General features: G+C 61.8%; 18 protein-coding genes. 9 read left to right on the top strand and 9 right to left on the bottom strand.

Annotation, left to right across the window (positions count from 1 at the left end):
- Positions 1–199 precede the first annotated feature (199 nt).
- The 4 genes from D8U61_RS14145 to D8U61_RS14125 all read right to left on the bottom strand — a co-directional run bounded on the left by D8U61_RS14145 (position 200) and on the right by D8U61_RS14125 (position 5,200).
- Positions 200–457 (bottom strand): DUF1652 domain-containing protein, encoded by a 258-nt coding sequence (locus D8U61_RS14145; protein ID WP_123442222.1) that lies wholly within the window; start codon positions 455–457, stop codon positions 200–202.
- Positions 458–597: 140 nt separating this feature from the next.
- Positions 598–2,094: a helix-turn-helix transcriptional regulator gene (locus D8U61_RS14140; protein WP_016775127.1), complete on the bottom strand. Its 1,497-nt coding sequence runs from the start codon at positions 2,092–2,094 to the stop codon at positions 598–600.
- A gap of 201 nt (positions 2,095–2,295) precedes the next feature.
- Positions 2,296–3,579, bottom strand: a complete 1,284-nt coding sequence (locus tag D8U61_RS14130) for a Zn-dependent hydrolase (protein ID WP_130927142.1) — start codon at positions 3,577–3,579, stop codon at positions 2,296–2,298.
- Positions 3,580–3,715: 136 nt separating this feature from the next.
- Entirely contained in the window at positions 3,716–5,200 is a 1,485-nt protein-coding gene (locus tag D8U61_RS14125; protein ID WP_130927141.1) for an NCS1 family nucleobase:cation symporter-1, read from the bottom strand.
- 624 nt (positions 5,201–5,824) lie between these two features.
- On the opposite strand from D8U61_RS14125, the gene hydA reads away from it, so the two are divergent.
- The 3 genes from hydA to preA all read left to right on the top strand — a co-directional run bounded on the left by hydA (position 5,825) and on the right by preA (position 10,071).
- Positions 5,825–7,264: a dihydropyrimidinase gene (gene hydA, locus D8U61_RS14120; protein WP_130927140.1), complete on the top strand. Its 1,440-nt coding sequence runs from the start codon at positions 5,825–5,827 to the stop codon at positions 7,262–7,264.
- Positions 7,265–7,428: 164 nt separating this feature from the next.
- On the top strand, positions 7,429–8,796 hold the full coding sequence (locus D8U61_RS14115; protein WP_041480947.1) for an NAD(P)-dependent oxidoreductase: 1,368 nt from the start codon (positions 7,429–7,431) through the stop codon (positions 8,794–8,796).
- Positions 8,797–10,071 (top strand): NAD-dependent dihydropyrimidine dehydrogenase subunit PreA, encoded by a 1,275-nt coding sequence (gene preA / locus D8U61_RS14110; RefSeq protein WP_071172797.1) that lies wholly within the window; start codon positions 8,797–8,799, stop codon positions 10,069–10,071.
- Positions 10,072–10,273: 202 nt separating this feature from the next.
- On the opposite strand, the gene D8U61_RS14105 is transcribed toward preA, so the two are convergent.
- Both D8U61_RS14105 and D8U61_RS14100 read right to left on the bottom strand, forming a co-directional pair.
- Positions 10,274–10,894, bottom strand: coding sequence for a TetR/AcrR family transcriptional regulator (locus D8U61_RS14105; protein ID WP_024013291.1), 621 nt, complete (start codon positions 10,892–10,894; stop codon positions 10,274–10,276).
- Between the two features lie 90 nt (positions 10,895–10,984).
- Positions 10,985–12,007 (bottom strand): hypothetical protein, encoded by a 1,023-nt coding sequence (locus D8U61_RS14100; protein ID WP_130927139.1) that lies wholly within the window; start codon positions 12,005–12,007, stop codon positions 10,985–10,987.
- Positions 12,008–12,287: 280 nt separating this feature from the next.
- Between D8U61_RS14100 and D8U61_RS14095 the strand changes: the two genes are divergently transcribed.
- Complete coding sequence (locus tag D8U61_RS14095) at positions 12,288–12,569, top strand: hypothetical protein (protein WP_024013293.1); 282 nt, start codon at positions 12,288–12,290, stop codon at positions 12,567–12,569.
- Between the two features lie 51 nt (positions 12,570–12,620).
- Here the strand turns inward: D8U61_RS14095 and D8U61_RS14090 are convergent, their stop codons facing one another.
- Entirely contained in the window at positions 12,621–12,827 is a 207-nt protein-coding gene (locus D8U61_RS14090; RefSeq protein WP_016775135.1) for a hypothetical protein, read from the bottom strand.
- Positions 12,828–13,071: 244 nt separating this feature from the next.
- Here D8U61_RS14090 and D8U61_RS14085 point away from each other — a divergent pair, with 244 nt between their 5' ends.
- The 4 genes from D8U61_RS14085 (at position 13,072) to paoC (ending at position 18,868) form a co-directional block, all read left to right on the top strand.
- Positions 13,072–14,826, top strand: coding sequence for an L-lactate permease (locus D8U61_RS14085; protein ID WP_056789178.1), 1,755 nt, complete (start codon positions 13,072–13,074; stop codon positions 14,824–14,826).
- 270 nt (positions 14,827–15,096) lie between these two features.
- Positions 15,097–15,720: an aldehyde dehydrogenase iron-sulfur subunit PaoA gene (gene paoA, locus D8U61_RS14080; protein ID WP_110645584.1), complete on the top strand. Its 624-nt coding sequence runs from the start codon at positions 15,097–15,099 to the stop codon at positions 15,718–15,720.
- On the top strand, positions 15,717–16,673 hold the full coding sequence (locus D8U61_RS14075; RefSeq protein ID WP_125926933.1) for a xanthine dehydrogenase family protein subunit M: 957 nt from the start codon (positions 15,717–15,719) through the stop codon (positions 16,671–16,673). The genes paoA and D8U61_RS14075 overlap by 4 nt, the downstream gene beginning before the upstream one ends.
- Positions 16,670–18,868: an aldehyde oxidoreductase molybdenum-binding subunit PaoC gene (gene paoC, locus D8U61_RS14070; RefSeq protein WP_130927138.1), complete on the top strand. Its 2,199-nt coding sequence runs from the start codon at positions 16,670–16,672 to the stop codon at positions 18,866–18,868. The genes D8U61_RS14075 and paoC overlap by 4 nt, the downstream gene beginning before the upstream one ends.
- Before the next feature lie 337 nt (positions 18,869–19,205).
- Here paoC and D8U61_RS14065 read toward each other — a convergent pair whose 3' ends face one another.
- Positions 19,206–19,682, bottom strand: coding sequence for a cupin domain-containing protein (locus tag D8U61_RS14065; protein WP_130927137.1), 477 nt, complete (start codon positions 19,680–19,682; stop codon positions 19,206–19,208).
- Positions 19,683–19,778: 96 nt separating this feature from the next.
- On the opposite strand from D8U61_RS14065, the gene D8U61_RS14060 reads away from it, so the two are divergent.
- Positions 19,779–20,672, top strand: a complete 894-nt coding sequence (locus D8U61_RS14060) for a LysR family transcriptional regulator (protein WP_130927136.1) — start codon at positions 19,779–19,781, stop codon at positions 20,670–20,672.
- 6 nt (positions 20,673–20,678) lie between these two features.
- On the opposite strand, the gene D8U61_RS14055 is transcribed toward D8U61_RS14060, so the two are convergent.
- Positions 20,679–21,638, bottom strand: a complete 960-nt coding sequence (locus D8U61_RS14055) for an aldo/keto reductase (protein WP_177433333.1) — start codon at positions 21,636–21,638, stop codon at positions 20,679–20,681.
- Between the last annotated feature and the right edge of the window lie 70 nt (positions 21,639–21,708).

Genomic DNA, 21,708 nt, shown 5'->3' with positions numbered 1-21,708 from the left:
GGATCAGTCCCGGAGCGAAGGAACCCGAGCCTGCGAGGGCCGAACGCAGGAGCAAGCCTTTTCGGTTACCTTTTCCGCGTTTGGAAAAGGTGACTCGCCGTAAGGGCGAAACCGCCAGCCGCAACACCCGCAGAAACGGATATACACCCACCCCCCCCAGAGCATGGCCGGCCCAAAGGTCGCCAAGACCAAAGCGCGCTTAAGCCAAATCCGGATCCCGCGAAGAACGCAAGGAATTGCTCTCAAGCTCATACCGCAACTCCCCCACCAACGCCTCGACCGCCCCAGGCGTACGCAGCGAAGCCAGATCCAGCCCGCTGATCACCAGATCCACCTGCCCCGAATCCCGGTGATACAACTTGACCGTCAGCGAATGATCACCATCCACCGAACACTCACAAGCCAGCGGCGCAAAACTGTGCTCGAGCCGAGCGCGCAACTGCGCAAGATTCATCATTGACGTTGTTCCTATGACTGTTTCAAAAGGGGCACGATCGCAAACCCGAAATGGTCTACACCGCACCCCACCAGCCTAAGAACACAACGCCTTGGCCAATACATGAATTTGCACCCTTGTAACTAGTGCATTTGCACCCCTCAACGCTGGCCCTTGGTGCCCCACTCTCCCGAAAACAAACCGCGCTCCCGAGCCCAGACGATCGCCTCGCTGCGGCTATGCACATCGATTTTCGAGTACACAGTGGCAACATGATTGCGCACGGTATTGGGCGCCAGTTTCAACCGCGCGGCGATCTCTTTGTCCGCCAGTCCTTCACAGATCAAGCCCAGCACATCGCGCTCACGGGCCGTCAGGTCAGTGAAAGAGGCACTTGGCAGCTGCGGCGAGTTGATCTTCTTCACGTTGGCCAGCTTTTCGATCAGCGTCCGGCTGAACCACGACGCATCCTTCATCACCTCTTCAATCGCCGCGACCAGCTCAAGTTCAGTGCGCTTGCGCTCGGTCATGTCCATCAGCACCAGCAAATAGCAGGACGTGTCGTGAATGTTCACGGTGTCGGCCGAGACCGCACATTCCAGCAACTCCTCGTCCTTCTTGCGCACCGGCACATCGACCCGATCCACCCGACCGTTCTTCGCCAACGCCGACAATAACCGGGTGCGCGCGCCGTCATCGTGGATGAAGCTCAATTGCGTCACGGTTTTGCCGAGTACGTCATCGCTGTCATAGGCCAGGGTATCGAGGAATGCCTGGTTGACGTCGATGACCTCCTGCTTTTCAGCGGTGCAGATCAGAATCGGCACCGGAGTCAGACGAAAAGCCTTGGCAAAGCGCTCCTCGCTCTGACGCAAGGCCACTTCGACCCGGCGCCGAGGCTCCATGTCGACGAAGGAGAACAGCATGCAATTCTCGTCATTGAGCAGCAACGGCTGACCGGCAACGATCACCTGTTTACTGCCACCGTCGGGAAGGCGCAGTTCCGCCTGCATTTGCGGAATGGTCGCGACATCGCGCAAGCGCTGAACAGCCAGATCGCGCTGATCGGCCTGCTCGAAGATATCGATTTCGTAAGCCGAGGTGCCGATCACCTGATCGCGGGTATAGCCGGTCATTTCCAGAAAGCCCGGGTTGACCTTGATGTAGCGCAAATCGCTGAGACGACAGATCACTGCCGGCGCGGGGTTGGCGTTGAAGGTTTTTTCGAAACGCTGCTCGGCGTTGGCCCAGTCGGTAACGTCGCTCATGATCAGCACCAGCGACTCGGGCTGGCCGACGCGGTCGGTCAGCACCATGCTGCGCACGCTGTGCACCCAGACCCGCTCCGGGTCGTCCACGGACGAGACTTCGATCAGCACATCATTGAACGCCTCGCAGCGGGCGACACGGCTGATCGGGTAGTTGTCCGGCGGCAAAACATGATTGTTGCGATAGCGCAGCGTAAAGCGTTTGGCGTACTCGTCGGCGTTGCTGCCCAGATCACCGATGGTGCTGACACCGTGCATGGTCAGCGCCGCTTCGTTGGCCCAGAGAATGCTTTTGTCGAGTTCCAGCAGAATCACCCCGTCCGACAGCCCGGCGATGATCTGCTGCAACTGGCGACGGTTGGTTTCGGTGGTCAGGACTTCCTGGCTCATTGGATCTCCACACTGTGATGCGGCTAGGTGAAGAGTACGACCGCAGCGGCTCGGGATCGTGCCACGGCCTCAAAATCGCCAGAAATCCCCTGTGGGAGCGAGCCTGCTCGCGAAAGCGCAGTGTCAGATAGGCCATTCGGTGCCTGACCCGGCGCATTCGCGAGCAGGCTCGCTTCCACAGGTTTGCTTGGTGTGTTTACCTTAGGCGGCACGCTCGCTGGCCGCCACCATCGCCGAAGCCGCGAGCATCGCCCTTAGCAACACCGCGCACCCCGCCGCCAGATCATCCGGCGCTGCATTTTCGATTTCGTTATGGCTGATCCCGCCCTCGCATGGCACAAAAATCATTCCCGCCGGGCCTAACTCAGCGAGGAAGATCGCGTCATGCCCGGCGCCACTGACAATGTCCATGTGCGACAGACCCAGCCCTTTCGCGGCGCCGCGCACCGCCTCCACGCAGCCCTTTTCGAAGTACAGCGGCGGGAAGTCGGCGGTCGGGGTCAGTTCATAAGTGAGGCCGTGCTCTTCGCAGGTCGCATCGATGACTTGTTTCACTTCGGCAATCATCGAATCCAGCCGCGCTGGCTCCAGATGCCGGAAGTCGAGGGTCATACGCACTTCGCCGGGGATCACGTTGCGCGAGCCGGGATAGGCTTGCAGGCAGCCGACCGTGCCGCAGGCGTGGGGCTGATGACCGAGGGCGGCGCGGTTGACGGCGCCGACGATCACCGAAGCGCCGACCAGGGCATCCTTGCGCAGGTGCATCGGCGTCGGGCCGGCGTGGGCTTCGACGCCGCGCAATTTCAGGTCGAACCACTTCTGCCCGAGCGCGCCGAGTACCACACCGATGGTTTTCTCTTCGTCCTCGAGGATCGGGCCTTGCTCGATGTGCGCTTCGAAATAGGCGCCGACTGCATGCCCGCTGACCTTGCGCGGGCCGGCGTAGCCGATGGCATTCAGCGCTTCGCCGACGGTGACACCGTCGGCGTCGACCTTGGCGAGAGTCTCTTCGAGGGTGAATTTCTCGGCGAAGACCCCGGAGCCCATCATGCACGGGGCGAAGCGTGAGCCCTCTTCGTTGGTCCAGACCACCACTTCCAGCGGCGCTTCGGTTTCCACGCCGAGGTCGTTGAGAGTGCGCAGCACTTCGACGCCGGCGAGCACACCGAAGCAGCCGTCGAACTTGCCACCGGTGGGCTGAGTGTCGATGTGGCTGCCGGTCATCACCGGCGGCAGGTTCGGGTTGCGCCCGGCGCGGCGGGCGAAAATGTTGCCCACGGCATCGACCGTGACGCTGCAACCGGCGTCCTTGCACCACTGCACGAACAGGTCGCGGGCCTGGCGGTCGAGGTCGGTCAGGGCCAGGCGACAGACGCCGCCCTTGACCGTGGCACCAAGTCTGGCCAGTTCCATGAGCGAGGCCCAGAGGCGATCGCGGTTGATGTGCTGATGGGTGGATTGCAGAACGTCTCCGGCTGCGTTCATGGGGATCTCCTCAATGCTGATGCCGATAGTGCCCATGCTCTGCGTGGGCATTCATCCATGGACGCTCTGCGTCCGCTGTTGGGACGCGGAGCGTCCCGGGCTGCGTTCCCACGCAGAGCGTGGGAACGATCATGTGTTACACCGCTGTTTTCACGGCAGAAGGCTGCGCCCGCATCACGCACAACCCGTAATAAATAATCCCGCCCAGCGCCGAGCCGGTGAACCAGCCATAGCTGTAGAACCAGCTGAACGCGTCGCTGCCCAGCGACAGCAAGGTCAGCGCCACCGGAACGCCAAAGGCGAGAAAACCCGCCCGGTTCCACGCCGGATACACGTCATCGCGGTACAGCCCGGCGAGGTCCAGTCGCTGTTTCTTGATCAGGAAATAATCCACCACCATGATCCCGGCGATCGGCCCGAGCAGGCTCGAATAGCCCAGCAGCCAGTTCGAGTACACGGTTTCCAGGCTGATGTCGGAAACGATCAGGCCAAGCTTTTTCAGCAGTTCATGACCCATCAGCACCAGCCCGACCAGACCGGTGAGCAACACCGCTTTGGTGCGGTTGATCACCTTCGGCGCGATGTTCTGGAAGTCATTGGTTGGCGAGACGATATTGGCGGCGGTGTTGGTCGACAGTGTGGCAACGATGATCAGCGCCATGGCCACCGCGACCCACACCGGGCTCTGGATATGGCCGATCAGCGTGACCGGGTCGGACACGGTGACGCCGACCAGTTTCACCGATGCGGCGGTCATCACCACGCCCAGCGCAGCGAAGAGGAACATGGTCAGCGGCAGGCCGAAAATCTGCCCGAGGATCTGATCCTTCTGGCTCTTGGCGTAGCGACTGAAGTCGGGAATGTTCAGCGACAGCGTGGCCCAGAATCCGACCATCGCCGTCAGCCCTGCCGCGAAGTAACTGACCACGCTGGCGCCTTCCGGACGCTTGGGCGGGATCGCCAGCAACTCAGTCATCGACACATTGGGCATCGCCCACACCAGCAGGCCTATGCCCACCGCCACCAGTAACGGCGCCGACAAGGTTTCCAGCCATTTGATCGACTCGGCACCGCGAATCACCACCCACAGATTCAGCGCCCAGAACACCATGAAACCGATCACCTCGCCGGTGCCGCCGAGGGATTTCCAGCCCTCGAACACCGAGCCGAGAAACAGGTGAATCGCCAGTCCGCCGAACATGGTCTGGATGCCGAACCAGCCACACGCCACCAACGCGCGGATCAGGCACGGCACGTTGGAACCGAGAATGCCGAACGACGAGCGCAGCAGCACCGGAAACGGAATGCCGTACTTGGTGCCGGGAAAAGCATTGAGGGTCAGTGGAATCAACACGATGACGTTGGCAAACAGAATCGCCAACAGCGCTTCGCCGACGCTCAAGCCGAAATAAGCGGTGAGCACGCCGCCGAGGGTGTAGGTCGGCACGCAAATCGACATCCCGACCCACAGCGCGGTGATGTGCCATTTGTTCCAGGTGCGTTCGCGCACCTTGGTCGGTGCCATGTCGTGGTTGTAGCGGGGACTGTCGAGGACATCACTGCCCGCTTCGAGCTCATACAAGCCGTCGCGCTCGGTCACTTGTGATCTGGTCTGTTGCATGGCCGCTCCACTGTTCTTCTGATTATTTTTTGCTCATCAGGCGGCTGGCGCATACGACGCCAGCCGGACGATGGCCGGAGGAACTGACAACTTTCATGCACCGGCCATGGTGTCAGCGGCGGGATCAATAAACGTGCCGGGTCTGGCGCTTAACGCTTGGGCGGTGCACTGAACGCTTTGCAACTTTCTGATATTCATCAGTTTTAATTGAATATTCGATGAGTCCGGGAAAACTTGTCTGAACGCTCAGGCTAAACGTCGGGCAAGTTGTCCGAAGTGTCAGGACTCAAACTGGTGCACTGCATTTATTTTTGTCGGTGAACCCGCAACCGCAGTACAACTTCAAGCGGCTGATTTCACATAGGAAATCTTGCTCATATTTCCATCCTGTCAAGTGCGTCAAAATGGTGAACGGCCTCACCATTTTGGTGATTTCCATTATTTATCCTTATTTATCAATAGCTTGAAATATCTATAAGCTTATAAAAAATATTCTTGATCATTCTTGAAATCGCGACTAGTTTCTATTCCTGACAGCGATGACAGGAATACGAACTGCGGCGCTGTACTTCAATAAAACATCTAGAACCGGCACAAGTCGGTCATGCCTGCGAGGAATCCGGAATGTCTCTGTTGATCCGTGGCGCCACCGTTGTTACCCATGATGAAAGTTACCGCGCCGACGTCTATTGCGCTGACGGCGTGATCAAAGCCATTGGTGAAAACCTCGACATTCCCGCCGGCGCCGAAGTGCTCGACGGGAGTGGCCAGTACCTGATGCCCGGCGGCATTGACCCGCACACGCACATGCAGCTGCCGTTCATGGGCACCGTTGCCAGCGAAGATTTCTACAGCGGCACCGCTGCCGGCCTGGCCGGCGGCACTACCTCGATCATCGATTTCGTCATTCCCAATCCGCAGCAATCGCTGATGGACGCGTTTCATCAGTGGCGCGGCTGGGCACAAAAGTCCGCGTCGGACTATGGCTTCCACGTCGCGATCACTTGGTGGAGCGAGCAGGTGCGCGAGGAAATGGCCGAGCTGGTCAGCCACCACGGCATCAACAGCTTCAAGCATTTCATGGCCTACAAGAACGCGATCATGGCCGCCGACGACACTCTGGTGGCGAGTTTCGAGCGCTGCCTGGAACTTGGTGCGGTGCCGACCGTGCACGCGGAAAATGGCGAGCTGGTCTATCACCTGCAACGCAAGCTGATGGCCCAGGGCATTACCGGGCCGGAGGCGCATCCGCTGTCGCGACCTTCGCAGGTCGAAGGTGAAGCCGCGAGCCGGGCGATCCGTATCGCCGAAACCATCGGAGCGCCGTTGTACCTGGTGCACGTTTCCACCAAGGAAGCTCTGGACGAAATCACCTATGCGCGCAGCAAGGGCCAGCCGGTTTACGGCGAGGTGCTGGCCGGGCACTTGCTGCTTGACGACAGCGTCTATCAACACCCGGACTGGCAGACCGCCGCCGGCTACGTGATGAGCCCGCCGTTCCGTCCACGCGGCCATCAGGAGGCGCTGTGGCACGGGCTGCAGAACGGCAATCTGCACACTACCGCCACCGACCATTGCTGCTTCTGCGCCGAGCAGAAAGCCGCCGGCCGCGACGACTTCAGCAAGATTCCCAACGGCACCGCCGGTATCGAAGACCGCATGGCGGTGCTGTGGGATGAAGGCGTCAACTCCGGACGATTGTCGATGCAGGATTTCGTTGCGCTGACCTCCACCAACACAGCGAAGATATTCAATCTCTATCCACGCAAAGGTGCGATCCGCGTGGGCGCCGATGCCGATCTGGTGCTGTGGGATCCGCAAGGCACTCGGACCATTTCCGCCAAGACCCACCATCAGCAGGTGGACTTCAACATCTTCGAAGGCAAGACCGTGCGCGGCGTGCCGAGCCACACCGTCAGCCAGGGCCGCGTGGTCTGGGCCGATGGCGACCTGCGCGCCGAACGCGGCGCCGGACGCTACATCGAACGGCCGGCCTATCCGGCGGTGTTTGATTTGTTGAGCAAGCGGGCGGAGTTGCATAAGCCGACTGCCGTTAAACGCTGACCCCTAGTGATCGTTCCCATGCTCTGCGTGGGAATGCAGCCCGGGACGCTCTGCGTCCCATTGGAACGCAGAGCGTCCCTTGAGGCATTCCCACGCAGAGCGTGGGAACGATCAACCACTGCCCATCAGAGGCAGCACCTCAATTAGCCATGAGGCCATAAACCGTGATCGAGACCCTGAACCACCTCCCCCACCCGCACGAAAGCGCGGCCGCCCTCGCCGGCCATTTCACTGATCTGGCGCCGCCGCTCAATGCCCGGCAGGCGCATCTGGAAGCCTCGCGCTGCCTGTATTGCTACGACGCGCCTTGCGTCAATGCATGCCCCAGCGAAATCGACATCCCGTCATTCATCCGCAACATCCATCAGGACAACGTCCAGGGCGCGGCGCAGAAAATCCTTTCGGCAAACATCCTCGGCGGCAGTTGCGCGCGGGTCTGTCCGACGGAAATCCTCTGCCAGCAAGCCTGCGTGCGCAACAACGCGCAGGAATGCGCGCCCGTGCTGATTGGTCTGCTGCAACGTTACGCCGTGGACAATGCGCATTTCGCTGAACACCCGTTCCAGCGCGCCCCGGCCACGGGCAAACGTATCGCCGTGGTCGGCGCCGGGCCGGCCGGGTTGTCCTGCGCCCATCGCAGCGCGATGCACGGGCATGACGTGGTGATTTTCGAAGCACGGGAAAAGGCCGGCGGGCTCAACGAGTACGGCATCGCCAAGTACAAACTGGTCGATGACTACGCGCAGAAGGAGCTGGACTTTCTCCTGCAGATTGGCGGGATAGAAATCCGCCACGGCCAGAAACTCGGTGCAAATCTTACTCTCAGCGAACTGCATCAGCAGTTTGACGCGGTATTCCTCGGCCTCGGCCTGAATGCCAGCAAGCAACTCGGTCTGGCCCACGAAGACGCGCCGGGCCTGCTCGCCGCCACCGACTACATCCGCGAACTGCGCCAGGCCGATGACCTCACGCAACTGCCCTTGGCCGAACGCTGCATCGTTCTCGGCGCCGGCAACACCGCGATCGACATGGCCGTGCAGATGGCCCGCCTCGGCGCGCGCGACGTCAATCTGGTGTATCGCCGTGGTGCCGCAGACATGGGCGCCACCCACCATGAGCAGGACATCGCCAAAGCCAATCAGGTGCGATTGCTGACCTGGGCCCAGCCGGAGCAAGTGTTGCTCGATGATCAGGGCCGCGTGCGCGGCATGCGTTTCGCCCGCACCGATCTGGTTGAAGGCCGTCTGCAAACCACCGGAGAAACCTTCGAGCTGGCTGCCGATGCGATCTTCAAAGCCATCGGCCAGAGCTTCGATGACAACGCCCTCAGCGATCCGTTGGCGCGCGAACTCAAGCGTCAGGGCGAACGCATCGCGGTCGATGAACACCTGCGCACCAGCGTCCCCGGCGTGTATGCCGGCGGCGACTGCACCAGCCTCGATCAGGACCTTACCGTGCAAGCGGTGCAGCACGGCAAACGCGCCGCCGAGGCGATCAACGCTCAACTGATGCTCAACGTGGAGGCTGCGTAAATGGCCGATCTCTCGATAGTCTTCGCCGGTATCAAAGCGCCCAACCCGTTCTGGCTGGCCTCTGCGCCACCCACCGACAAGGCCTACAACGTGGTCCGCGCCTTCGAAGCGGGCTGGGGTGGCGTGGTCTGGAAAACCCTGGGTGAGGATCCGGCGGCGGTCAACGTTTCCTCGCGTTATTCGGCGCATTACGGCGCCAATCGCGAAGTGCTGGGCATCAACAACATCGAACTGATCACCGACCGCTCGCTGGAAATCAACCTGCGCGAAATCACTCAGGTGAAAAAGGATTGGCCGGATCGCGCGCTGATCGTGTCGCTGATGGTGCCGTGTGTCGAGGAGTCGTGGAAACACATCCTGCCGCTGGTCGAGGCCACTGGCGCCGACGGCATCGAACTGAACTTCGGCTGCCCCCACGGCATGCCCGAACGCGGCATGGGCGCGGCGGTCGGCCAAGTGCCGGAGTATGTCGAGCAGGTGACGCGCTGGTGCAAGACGTACTGCTCGCTGCCGGTGATCGTCAAACTCACCCCGAACATCACCGACATCCGCGTCGCCGCCCGGGCGGCGCATCGTGGTGGCGCCGATGCGGTGTCGCTGATCAACACGATCAACTCGATCACCAGCGTCGACCTGGACCACATGGTCGCCCTGCCCACCGTCGGCAGCAAAAGCACTCACGGCGGTTATTGCGGTTCGGCGGTCAAGCCGATTGCTCTGAACATGGTCGCGGAAATTGCCCGTGATCCGCAGACCCAGGGTTTGCCGATCTGCGGCATTGGCGGCATCGGCAGCTGGCGCGACGCCGCGGAGTTCATGGCGCTGGGCAGCGGTGCGGTGCAGGTGTGCACGGCGGCGATGCTGCATGGTTTCCGCATTGTCGAAGAGATGAAGGATGGCCTGTCGCGGTGGATGGACAGCCAGGGTTACGCCAATATCGCCGAGTTTTCCGGGCGCGCCGTGGGTAACACCACGGATTGGAAGTACCTCGATATCAACTACCAGGTCATCGCAAAGATCGACCAGGAGGCGTGCATCGGTTGCGGGCGTTGCCACATCGCTTGTGAAGACACCTCACACCAGGCGATCGGCAGTCTGAAACAGGCCGACGGTACGCATAAATATGAAGTGATCGATGAGGAATGTGTGGGCTGCAACCTGTGCCAGATCACCTGCCCCGTGGCCGACTGCATCGAGATGGTGCCGATGGACACGGGCAAGCCGTTTCTGGACTGGAATCATGATCCGCGCAACCCCTACCACGTTGCAGTCTGAAAAACCCCCTCACCCTAGCCCTCTCCCCAAGGGAGAGGGGACTGATTGGGGGATGCTGACAAACTTCGCCGACCTGAAAGAGTTGTTGTGAATCCATAATCGACACGGTCTTTCAGGTCGATGTACCTCTCAATACACCTCGGTCGGCCCCCTCTCCCTCTGGGAGAGGGCTGGGGTGAGGGTAAGCCCTTGATGGTGCTCTTCAAGGCTCCAGCCCGATCCCGCGCAAAATCACCCCCGTCACGGTCTGCACCGCCCGCTCGAACTGCATATCCGACAACGGCTGGTGATCATTGAGAATGTTCACCTGATGATCAAAGTCGGCGTAATGCTGGGTCGACGCCCAGATCATGTACAGCAAACCCGACGGCTCCACCGGCAGAATCCGCTTGTCCTCGACCCACTGGCGAATCTTCGCTTCCTTCATCTTCGCCCAGTCATACAGGCTCGCATCCAGCGCCTCGCCCAAGGTCGGCGCGCCGTGGATGATCTCGTTGGCCCAGACCTTCGAGCCATAGGGCCGGCTGCGTGAGTGGTTCATCTTGGCGCGGATGTAACTGCTCAGCACCACGCGCGGGTCGTCGAACATCTCGAAGCACAGGGCGTCCTGCTTCCACACTTCCAGCAGATCGAACAGCACTGCGCTGTACAGCTCGCTCTTGGTGCTGAAGTAGTAATGCAGATTGGAACGCGGCAACTGCACTTCGGCAGCGATGTCCGCCATGGCGGTGCTGCCGAAGCCTTTTTCGGCGAAAACCTTTTCCGCCGCCAGCAGGATTTTCTCGACGTTACTGCGGCGAATTTCGATCTTGTGATTGCCCATGTGGGCTCCCTGACAACAGCGTTGCGCAAGACTAGCATCCGCTCTGATCCGGGCGCGACCGCCGCCAACAAAACTTCGCAGGTACAAGCGCTATGGCACAGCGCTCACACCGATAGACGTTGGTTCACTCACGCCCAGATTACCTTCGACCTGCCCGGCCATGTGCAGCGTGCCGGCCATCACCCCCGTTGTCGGATTCTGCAGCAGCTTCTGCCAGGCCTTGTCGAAGGTGTTGCCGAGGCTGCTGCGGATCAGCGCTTCGCTGTCGGGGCGGTCGTTGGCCTGGATGATTGCGCGTATGCCGGCCACGCCGACCGAAATCATCGCCCCGGCGAGTTTACCCGCCGCTGCCGCCACTGCACTGGCGGCGCCGCGCGGGGCCATTTCGGCTTCGATGCGCTGGCTGGCGCGCTTGGCCACCGGGGCCATCGCCGCGTCGGTGGAGGAAATGCCCTTGGCGCCGCCGTCGGTGTGGATCTTGTCGATCAGTGCGGCGTACGCCGGGAGGGTGTTGAGCGGCTCGGTGCTGATGACTTTGAACAGCGACGCATCCCGCGCCGGCGGCGGGCCGAGGGCGATGGCCGGGATCTTCTGCAAGCGCCCGTTGAGCTGCGCAATCGGCACACCATGACGCTGGGCGATGAGCGGCATCTGCTGCGCCATCAATTGCGCGTAGAACGCCGTGGCCTGCGCCAGGATCGCATCCGGATCGATCTCCACGGCGACCGGCGCAAGGACTTTTTCCTGATATTGCTCAAGCAGATACGCCGCCAGCCGTTTCGCCGAAGCGTCCTGCTCGCCGCCGGCGCTGATCGTGTACCAACTGACCTTCATCGACAGCCATTCCTGGGTCCAGTAGCTGCTGAACCAGGGGATGAAATTTTCTTCAGTTTGCTGATAGACCCGAGTGCGCCAATGTTCCATCGAGCCACGGGCGAACAGCTTGACCTGCTCGGTGGCCTGCTGCGAAGCGCTGAGGATCTCGCGGTCGATCTGCTGCCAGGTTTGCGCCGACACCACCACCGCCTGCGGCGCACTCACCGGTGCCCGGGCCGAGGTGGCGCAGCCGGCCAGCAAAAGCAGTGCGGCGACGACCAGCGCTCGTGGGTTCACGGTGGTGGTGTCCTTTGGCTTGGGGAGGGGCAGGTTTGAGTATAGGTGGGTCAGTCGATTTCGATGCTGAAGGTTCCGGCCTCTTCGCGAGCAGGCTCGCTCCCACATTTGAAATGTGTTGCACCTGTGGGAGCGAGCCTGCTAGCGAAGGCGCCAGCAGCAGCACCACAAAACTCAACCATCACCACCATCGATATCCACCATCGCCACGATTGCCTTCCGCCCTCCCATGATGAAAGGCACGATTGACCCATCCGAAACACAACGAGGCGTTCACACCATGATCCACACCCAAGTCACCCTCTCCGTGAGTTTCCCGGTGTTCGGCAGCAACTACTATCAACAGCACGTCGTGCCGCGCAAGGCGCAGACGCTGGTGTTCAACAAGGATTTCGACGATCTGCTGATGCCCGCCGCCAGCAACCATTTCAGCAATGAAGTGGTCGGCCTCAACGATCAGTTCCGTTTTCTGAGCGACATACTCGCCACCCATTTGCTCGATCACGAGGCCTCGCTGCCTGCGCGATCCCGCGTCCAGGCGAACGCTCGTTTTTTCAACTGAAAGCTGATGCACAGAGGGCGTTCCTTTGACGGGAACGCCCTCTTCACTCAATCAGTCATCATCGCGATCACGGTGATAACGACGGCCATCGCGGCGGTCGTCATCGCGGTCGTCCCAGCGCCGATCATGGTCGTAATAGCGGCCATGGTCGCGGTCGTAGTGCCGGCCATGGCGGTGGTCATCATCAAAATCCGCAATACAGCCGCTGAGCAATACGGCGGCGGTCACAGTGAGCAGCATCGTTGTCGCTTGCTTCATTCAACACTTCCCTAAAACCCAAGGTCTTGACGACGGAAATCGCCACGCTGCCCGCGTCTTCGGGACGCAGTGCGCGCAGCCGCAGATACGACCGGGCAAAAACGCGTTGATTCAGTGGCCACTATCGACCGTTTGTCGGCTCGTTCGTCGCAGCCGAACAGCGGCGTAACGCCACCTATACTGCTTGCAACCTACCCCCATGCAATGGATCTGCGCCCTCAATAACAATAAGCAGAGGTGGATCATGGTCTGGCAGCAAATCTACGACCCGTTCGGCAACCCGGTACTCTCCACGCTGATGGCCGCAGTGCCGGTGGTGGTGATGCTCGCGGCGCTGGCGTTCTTTCACGTCAAGGCGCATCTGGCGGCGCTGTTGGCGCTGGCGTCCGCCCTGCTGATCTCGATTTTCGCCTTCGACATGCCGGCGGGCATGGCCGGTTCGGCGGCGTTATTCGGCGCGGCGAATGGCTTGCTGCCGATCGGCTGGATTGTGCTCAACATCATCTTTCTGCATCGCCTGACCACCGAAAACGGTTCGTTCAAAGTGCTGCAGGATTCCCTCGCGCGGATCACCGATGATCGACGCTTGCAGTTGCTGCTGATCGCCTTCTGCTTTGGTGCATTCTTCGAAGGTGCGGCAGGCTTTGGCACGCCGGTAGCGGTGACCGGGGCGATTCTGATCGGCCTGGGTTTTTCGCCATTGGCCGCATCGGGTCTGGCGCTGATCGCCAACACTGCGCCCGTGGCTTTCGGTGCGCTGGGCACGCCGATCATCACCCTGGCCAAAGTCACCGGGCTGGACGAGATGGAGCTGTCGATGATGGTCGGGCGGCAGCTGCCGTTCTTCTCGGTGCTGGTGCCGTTCTGGTTGATCTGGGCGTTTGCCGGGTGGCGCAAGATGCTCGAAGTGTGGCCGGCGATTCTGGTGGCAGGGGTGAGTTTCGCCATCCCGCAATTTCTGGTGTCCAACTACCACGGGCCGATGCTGGTGGACGTCATCGCTGCGCTGATTTCCATGGCCTGCCTGACGCTGTTCCTCAAGGTGTGGAAACCGGCGACCATCCACACCTCGGCAGCGTTGTCCGGGCGCGTCGACAACTCCAAGGTCGACGAAGAGACAGTCACCGCCAGCGCCGCGTTCAGCGATCAGGCGCGTCCGGCAGTGATGCGGGCTTGGATGCCGTGGATCATTCTCACGGTGTTCGTTTTTGCCTGGGGCACGCAGGGCTTCAAGAACATGTTCGATACGCGACCGGTGATCGACCCGGTCACGCAATCGGCCAAGCTCGACCCGCAAGGCAAACCGGTGCGCGAGGCCAATCCGATTTTCGCCCCGGCGGTGACCTTCACCGGTCTGCATCTGCAAATCGAGAAAGTACCGCCGGTTGTCGCGGCGCCGAAAGCCGAGGAAGCGATTTACAAGTTCACCTGGCTGACCGCGACCGGCAGCGGGATTTTGCTGGCGGCGATTGTTGGCGGTCTGCTGATGGGTTATTCGATCCCGCAACTGATCAAGCAGTACCTGCGCACGTTGTGGGTGGTGCGATTTTCGTTGATCACGATTGCGGCGATGCTCGCGCTGGGCTTCCTCACGCGCTATTCGGGGCTGGATGCGACCATGGGCCTGGCGTTTGCGGCGACGGGGATTTTCTACCCGATGTTCGGCACGCTGCTCGGCTGGCTGGGGGTGGCGCTGACCGGTTCCGACACGGCTTCGAACGTGCTGTTTGGCGGCTTGCAACGGGTGACCTCGGAACAGCTGGGTATCAGCCCGGTGCTGATGGCCGCTGCGAACAGTTCCGGTGGGGTGATGGGCAAAATGGTCGACGCGCAGTCGATCGTCGTCGCCTCCACCGCGACCCGTTGGTATGGGCATGAGGGCGAGATCCTGCGTTACGTGTTTTTTCACTCGATCGTGCTGGCGATCCTGGTCGGCGGGCTGGTGACGTTGCAGGCGTATGTCGCACCGTTTACCTCGATGGTGGTGGGTGGGCCATAACTGAAAAACATAACTCCACTGTGGGAGCGAGCCTGCTCGCGAAGAGGTCGGCACATCCAGCAGCGGCTGGGTCTGACCCGACGCTTTCGCGAGCAGGCTCGCTCCCACGGGTCTATTGATGAGCTGCGCACATAACTCTTTAGCGCAAATCCGACAAAACCTTTTCCCTCCCGCTGCGGTCACTCCTTTTACGAGACTGGCATGCATGCCGGCGCGCCCGTTTGGGCCTTTTGCAATCCTGCCGCCCGATGAGAGAAAAGGAATCGAACCATGCCGATTTCCCGACGCAACTTCATGATCCTCGGCGCCGTAACCGCGACGGCGTTCGCCATGCCCCCCTTTATCAGCCTCAAGGCCTACGCGGCCAGTCTGGAGCAACCGGCCATGAGTAAAGTGACCCTGCAAGTCAACGGTAAACCGCAAACCCTCGAAGTAGACACCCGCACCACGCTGCTCGACGCCCTGCGCGAACACCTGCACCTGACCGGCACCAAAAAAGGCTGCGACCACGGCCAGTGCGGCGCCTGCACGGTGATCGCCGACGGTCGGCGGATCAATTCCTGCCTGACCCTCGCAGTCATGCACGACGGCAGTGACGTGACCACCATCGAAGGCCTCGGCATGCCGGACAAGCTGCACCCGATGCAGGCCGCGTTCATCAAGCACGACGGTTACCAGTGCGGCTATTGCACCCCTGGGCAGATCTGCTCGGCGGTCGCTGTGCTCAAAGAAATCCGCGACGGCATTCCCAGCCACGTCAGCCCGAGCCTGACCGAGCCGCCGAAACTGATTGCCGCCGAACTGCAGGAGCGCATGAGCGGCAATATCTGCCGCTGTGGCGCTTACTCGAACATCATCGAAGCCATCACTGAAGTCGCGGAGGTGCCGGCATGAGAGCCTTCAATTACAGCCGCGCCGACTCGCCTGCCGCAGCCGCTTCCCAGGCTGCGCAAGTCGAGGGCGCCAAGTTCATCGCCGGCGGCACCAACCTGCTCGACCTGATGAAACTCGACATCGAAACCCCGGTACACCTGATCGACATCAACCACCTCGGCCTGGACCAGATCGAAGCAACACCCGAAGGCGGACTGCGCATCGGCGCGCTGGTGCGCAACACTGATCTGGCCGCCGACGCGCGCGTGCGCAAGGACTACGCCCTGCTCTCCCGCGCCTTGCTCGCCGGGGCCTCCGGGCAGTTGCGCAACATGGCGACCACCGCCGGCAACCTGCTGCAACGCACCCGCTGCCCGTACTTTTACGACACCCATCAAGCCTGCAACAAACGCAACCCCGGCAGTGGCTGCGCGGCGATCGGTGGCGTGACCCGGCAACTCGGAATAATCGGCGTCAGCGACGCTTGCATCGCCACCCACCCGAGCGACATGGCCATCGCCATGCGCGCGCTGGATGCGCAGATCGAAACGGTCAAGCCTGACGGCAGCACGCGCAGCATTCCCATGGCCGATTTCCATCAGTTGCCGGGCAGCACGCCGCATATCGAAACCAGCCTTACGCCCGGCGAATTCATTACCGCCGTGACCCTGCCGGCACCGGTCGGCGGCACGCACATTTATCACAAGGTGCGGGATCGCTCGTCCTACGCGTTTGCCCTTGTTTCAGTCGGTCTGATCCTGCAAAAGGACGGCACGGGCCGTGTCGCCGTCGGCGGCGTTGCGCCGAAACCGTGGCGGGTCGAAGCCGCTGAAGCGCTGTTGCCCAAGGGCGCCAAAGCGGTCAGCGAACGCCTGCTCGAAGGCGCTACACCCACCGATGACAACCAATTCAAACTGACACTGGTCGAGCGCACGCTGGCTTCGGTGTTGGCGCAAGCGAGGGAAACCGCATGAAATTCGACACGCCCGCCACCACCAATCCCATCGACCGCCTGAAGGTCGTCGGCCAGCCCACCGAGCGCATCGAAGGCCCGTTGAAAACCAGCGGCCAGGCCACTTATGCCTACGAACAACATGAAGCGGCGGCCAATCAGGCCTACGGATTCATGGTCGATTCGGCGATCGCCAAAGGGCGGATCAAAGCCATTCATCTCGACGAAGCCAAAGCCGCGCCCGGCGTACTCGCAATCGTCACTGCCGAGAATGCCGGCAAGCTCGACAAAGGCGATTACAACGCCGCGCATCTGCTCGCCGGTCCCGAAGTGCAGCACTACCAGCAAGCCGTTGCATTGGTGGTTGCCGAAACCTTCGAACAGGCCCGCGCCGCCGCGCAACTGGTCAGGGTCGATTACGAGACCAGCGAAGGCAAGTTCGATCTGGCCAGCGTCAAAGACCTCGGCGTCGAGCCGAAAGACGAGCTGCCGGACGTCAATCACGGCGACTTCGACAAGGCCTTCACCGCCGCGCCGGTGCAGTTCGATCAGACCTACACCACACCAGACCAGTCCCACGCGATGATGGAACCGCACGCCACACTCGCCGCGTGGAAAAACGATCATCTGACCGTGTGGACTTCGAACCAGATGGTCGCCTGGAGTGTCGGTGACATCGCGAAAACCCTCGGCCTGCCGAAGGAAAAAGTCCGATTGGTCTCGCCGTACATCGGCGGTGGTTTCGGCGGCAAGCTGTTCATCCGCGCCGACGTGATCCTCGCCGCTCTCGGCGCGCGCATGGCGGGGCGGCCGGTGAAAGTCGCCCTCGCCCGCCCGCAAATGGCCAACAACACCACCCATCGCCCGGCAACGATTCAGCGCATCCGCATGGGCGCCACGGCGGACGGCAAACTGACCGCCATCGCCCATGAAGGCTGGTCAGGCAACCTCGCTGACGGCAAGGTCGAACTGGCCGCGCAACCGAGCCAGTTGCTCTACGCCGCAGAAAACCGCCGCGTCAGCATGCGCCTCGCACCGCTCGACCTGCCTGAAGGCAACGCCATGCGCGCGCCGGGTGAAGCGCCGGGGCTGATGGTGCTGGAAATCGCCATGGACGAAATGGCCGAACAACTGAAGATGGACCCGGTGCTGTTCCGCATCGCTAACGACACACAAGTCGACCCGGTGAAAACCGAGCGGCCGTTCTCCCAACGCCAACTGGTCAAATGCCTGCAGATCGGCGCGGAGAAATTCGGCTGGGATCAGCGCAAGGCGCAACCGGGCAGCCGTCGTGAAGGCCGGTGGCTGATCGGCATGGGCGTGGCGGCGGCGTTTCGCAACAACCTACTGGTCAAGTCCGGCGCCCGCGTACGCCTGGAGCGCGACGGCAAGGTGGTTGTCGAAACGGACATGACCGACATCGGTACCGGCAGCTACACGATCATCGCGCAGACCGCTGCCGAGATGATGGGCGTTGGTCTCCATGATGTGGTGGTGCGTCTGGGCGATTCGGACTTCCCGGTGTCGGCCGGTTCCGGTGGCCAGTTCGGCGGCAACTGCTCGACCGCCGGGGTCTACGCTGCGTGCGTGAAACTGCGCGAAGCGGTGGCGCAGAAGCTGGGGCTGGCGGCGGATCAGGCGGAGTTCGCCGATGGTCAGGTGCGCGTCGGCAGCAAGAGCCTGCCGCTGCGCAACGCGGCTGAAGGCGGCGCATTGGTCGGCGAGGACAGCATCGAATTCGGTGATCTGGCCGAGAAGTATCAGCAATCGACCTTCGGCGCGCACTTCGTCGAAGTCGCCGTCGATGCCGCCACTGGCGAAGTTCGCGTACGGCGCATGTTGGCAGTTTGCGCTGCGGGGCGAATTCTCAACCCGACGTCGGCGCGCAGTCAGGTCATCGGCGCGATGACCATGGGCGTCGGCGCGGCGTTGATGGAAGAACTGGCGGTGGACAAGCGCCTGGGCTTTTTCGTCAACCATGACCTCGCCGGATACGAAGTGCCGGTGCACGCCGACATACCGCATCAGGAAGTGATTTTCCTCGAAGAAACCGATCCGATTTCGTCGCCGATGAAGGCCAAGGGCGTGGGTGAATTGGGAGTTTGCGGCGTGAGTGCGGCGGTGGCGAATGCGATCTACAACGCCACCGGCGCGAGGGTGCGGGAGTATCCGATTACGCTGGACAAGATTCTTGATTCGTTGCCGGAGATGATCTGAAGCGAAAAGCCCCTCATCGGAACGCCGCCCGCCTAGCCCTCTCCCAAAGGGAGAGGGGACCGATCCGGGTATATTCAGGATGTGCAGCGACGTGAAAGTCTTCTGTGTATCCATAATCGCAACGGCAAGTTCAGGTCGATGCACATCGCAAGACACCTCGGTCGGCTCCCACTCCCCCGGGAGACGCCTGGGGTGAGTGGCATGCTGTTAGCGCACTTGCATGGGGCGCTAGGGGTCGAGTGGATTCACCACCACGCTTGCAGAATGCCGAACGTCTCGAGCGTCCCCCAATCGACTCCCTCTCCCTCGGGAGAGGGCTGGGGTGAGGGGCGCGGTTTCACTCGATCTTTGGATATTGCTCATCACTGACCTGCTCCATCCAGTCCACCACCTTGCCATCCAGCACTTCGGCGATCGCGATATGACTCATCGCCGTCGTCGGTGCTGCCCCGTGCCAATGTTTGGCGCCCGGGGCAATCCACACGGTATCGCCCGAGCGGATTTCACGCACCGGCTGGCCCCACTCCTGCACGAAGCCTGCCCCCGAGGTGACGATCAATGTCTGCCCCAGCGGATGGGTATGCCATGCAGTTCGCGCGCCCGGCTCGAACGTCACGGTCGCGCCGCTGATCCGCGCCTCATCGGTGCCTTTGAACGGCGCATCCACCCGCACCGTGCCGGTAAACCAGTCAGCCGGTCCTTTCGCCGACGGTTGCGAGCCATTCGGTGTGACCGTGACACGCGGATTTTCAGTGGCCTGCACCTCACCAGCCAGCAGCGAGAGCGTCAGTGCGGAAGCAGCAATCGGGTTCATGGCGTTTCCTCCGATAAATGATTCAACCACTGTAGCGATCCGCACTCTTTGGATAATCGACTAGAATCCGAAAAAACTTATGCAGGACGATCATCAATGCTTCGTGAAAACGCCACCGACCTGCTCGCCTTTCTCGCCGTCGCCCGTGAACGCAGTTTCACCAAGGCTGCGGCCAAACTCGGCGTGTCGCAATCGGCGCTCAGCCACACCATTCGCAGCCTCGAGGCGCGACTCGGCCTGCGCCTGCTGACCCGCACCACGCGCAGCGTGTCGCCGACCGAGGCCGGCGAACACTTGCTGCAAACCATCGGCCCGCGCTTCGAGGAAATCGAGGTGGAACTGGCCGCCCTGAGCAACCTGCGTGAAACCCCGGCGGGCAAGATCCGCATCAGCGCCACCGACCATTCGCTGAACTGGATCCTGCGTCCGGTGTTGCAGGATTTCCTGCCGCAGTACCCGGATGTGTCCGTCGAGGTTTGCTGTGACTATGGTTTCGTCGACATCGCCGGCCAGGGCTTCGATGCCGGTGTGCGCCTGGGCGAAGACGTCGCCCAAGGCATGATCGCCACCCGTATCGGTCCGGACATGCGCATGGCCGTAGTCGGCTCCCCCGCCTACTTCGCCCGGCGCGATCCGCCGCAAACCCCGCGCGACCTGACCGACCACGCCTGTAACAACCTTCGCCTGCCAACCAATGGCGGGCTGTATTCGTGGGAGTTCGAAAAGGACGGTGAAAGCCTGAAGGTGCGCGTCTCCGGCCAGGTCACCCTGAATGGTGTGTACCCATTGCTCGACGCCGCGCTGGACGGTTTCGGGCTGAGCTACATCCCGGAAAACGTCGTCGCGCCTTTTCTGGCGGACGGTCGCCTGGTCCAGGTGCTGGGAGACTGGTGCCCGACATTTTCCGGTTATCACCTGTACTACCCGAGCCGGCGCCAGGCAGCGCCAGCGTTTGCGTTGTTGCTGGAGGCGTTGCGCTATCGCGGTTGACCCGGCTCAGCCCAGCAACGCAATCAACTGATGCCGCTGCGCATCGGTCAGCATCGGCCCAAAACCGGCTCCGGCGTTGTCAGCCATGTAGCGCGGATTGCTGGTGCCGGGAATCACACAGGTCACCGCCGGATGCGCCAGGAGAAATTTCAGTGCCAGTTGCGGCCAGCTGTTGACCTGTACATCCGAGACCCACGCCGGCAGCGGCTTGCCCTTGAGCCGGGCGAGCAAATCACCGCCGCCAAACGGCCGATTACAAATCACCGCGACCCCACGCTCGCGGCACAGCGGCAGGATGCGTTTCTCGACCGCACGATCATCCAGAGCGTAGTTGATTTGCAGAAAATCCAGCTTCTCGGCTTTCAGCACGGCCTCGACATCGTCATAGGCCGACGAGGTGTAATGGGTGATGCCGATGTAGCGAATCCGCCCCTGCTCCTGCCATTCGCGCAGGGTCGGCAAGTGGGTTTGCCAGTCGAGCAGGTTGTGAATCTGCATCAGGTCGATGCGCTCGGTTTGCAGCAGTCTGAACGACTGCTCCATCTGCGCGATGCCCTCCTCGCGCCCGCGCGTCCACACCTTGGTGGCGAGGAACGCCGGCGAGCGCGGTTCGTGAATCGACAGCAGTTCACCGGTGGTCTGCTCGGCGCGGCCGTACATGGGTGAGCTGTCGATCAGCGTGCCGCCCTTCCTGAACAGCGCTTCGAGGACGGCGGGCAACTGCCGGTAAACCGGATCGCCCGGCGCGACGTCGAAACCGCGATAGGTGCCCAACCCGACCATGGGCAGTGCCTCGGAGCTGGAAGGGATGGCGCGGGTCTGCATGGTCTGGTCTCCTGCCGTGGGCGGCGCAGTGGCGGTCGGCGCTACGCTGCCGGCCAATGCCCGATCAATGGTGAGCAGCGCCGCAGCTTGGGCAGCCAGCGTGAGCAAGCGGCGACGTGAGTAACCCTCAGTGTGGCGCATGCGAGTCCTCCTGCTGCGCGGATCTGTTGCACGGTGTGTGCGCCGGCTGTCAGGCGCAGTCGCTGAACTA

This window comes from Pseudomonas sp. Sample_14 (assembly GCF_004307515.1).
GTDB lineage: Bacteria > Pseudomonadota > Gammaproteobacteria > Pseudomonadales > Pseudomonadaceae > Aquipseudomonas > Aquipseudomonas atacamensis.
The sequence above is the reverse complement of the archived record's forward strand: the minus strand, read 5'-3'. Positions and strand labels throughout refer to the sequence as shown.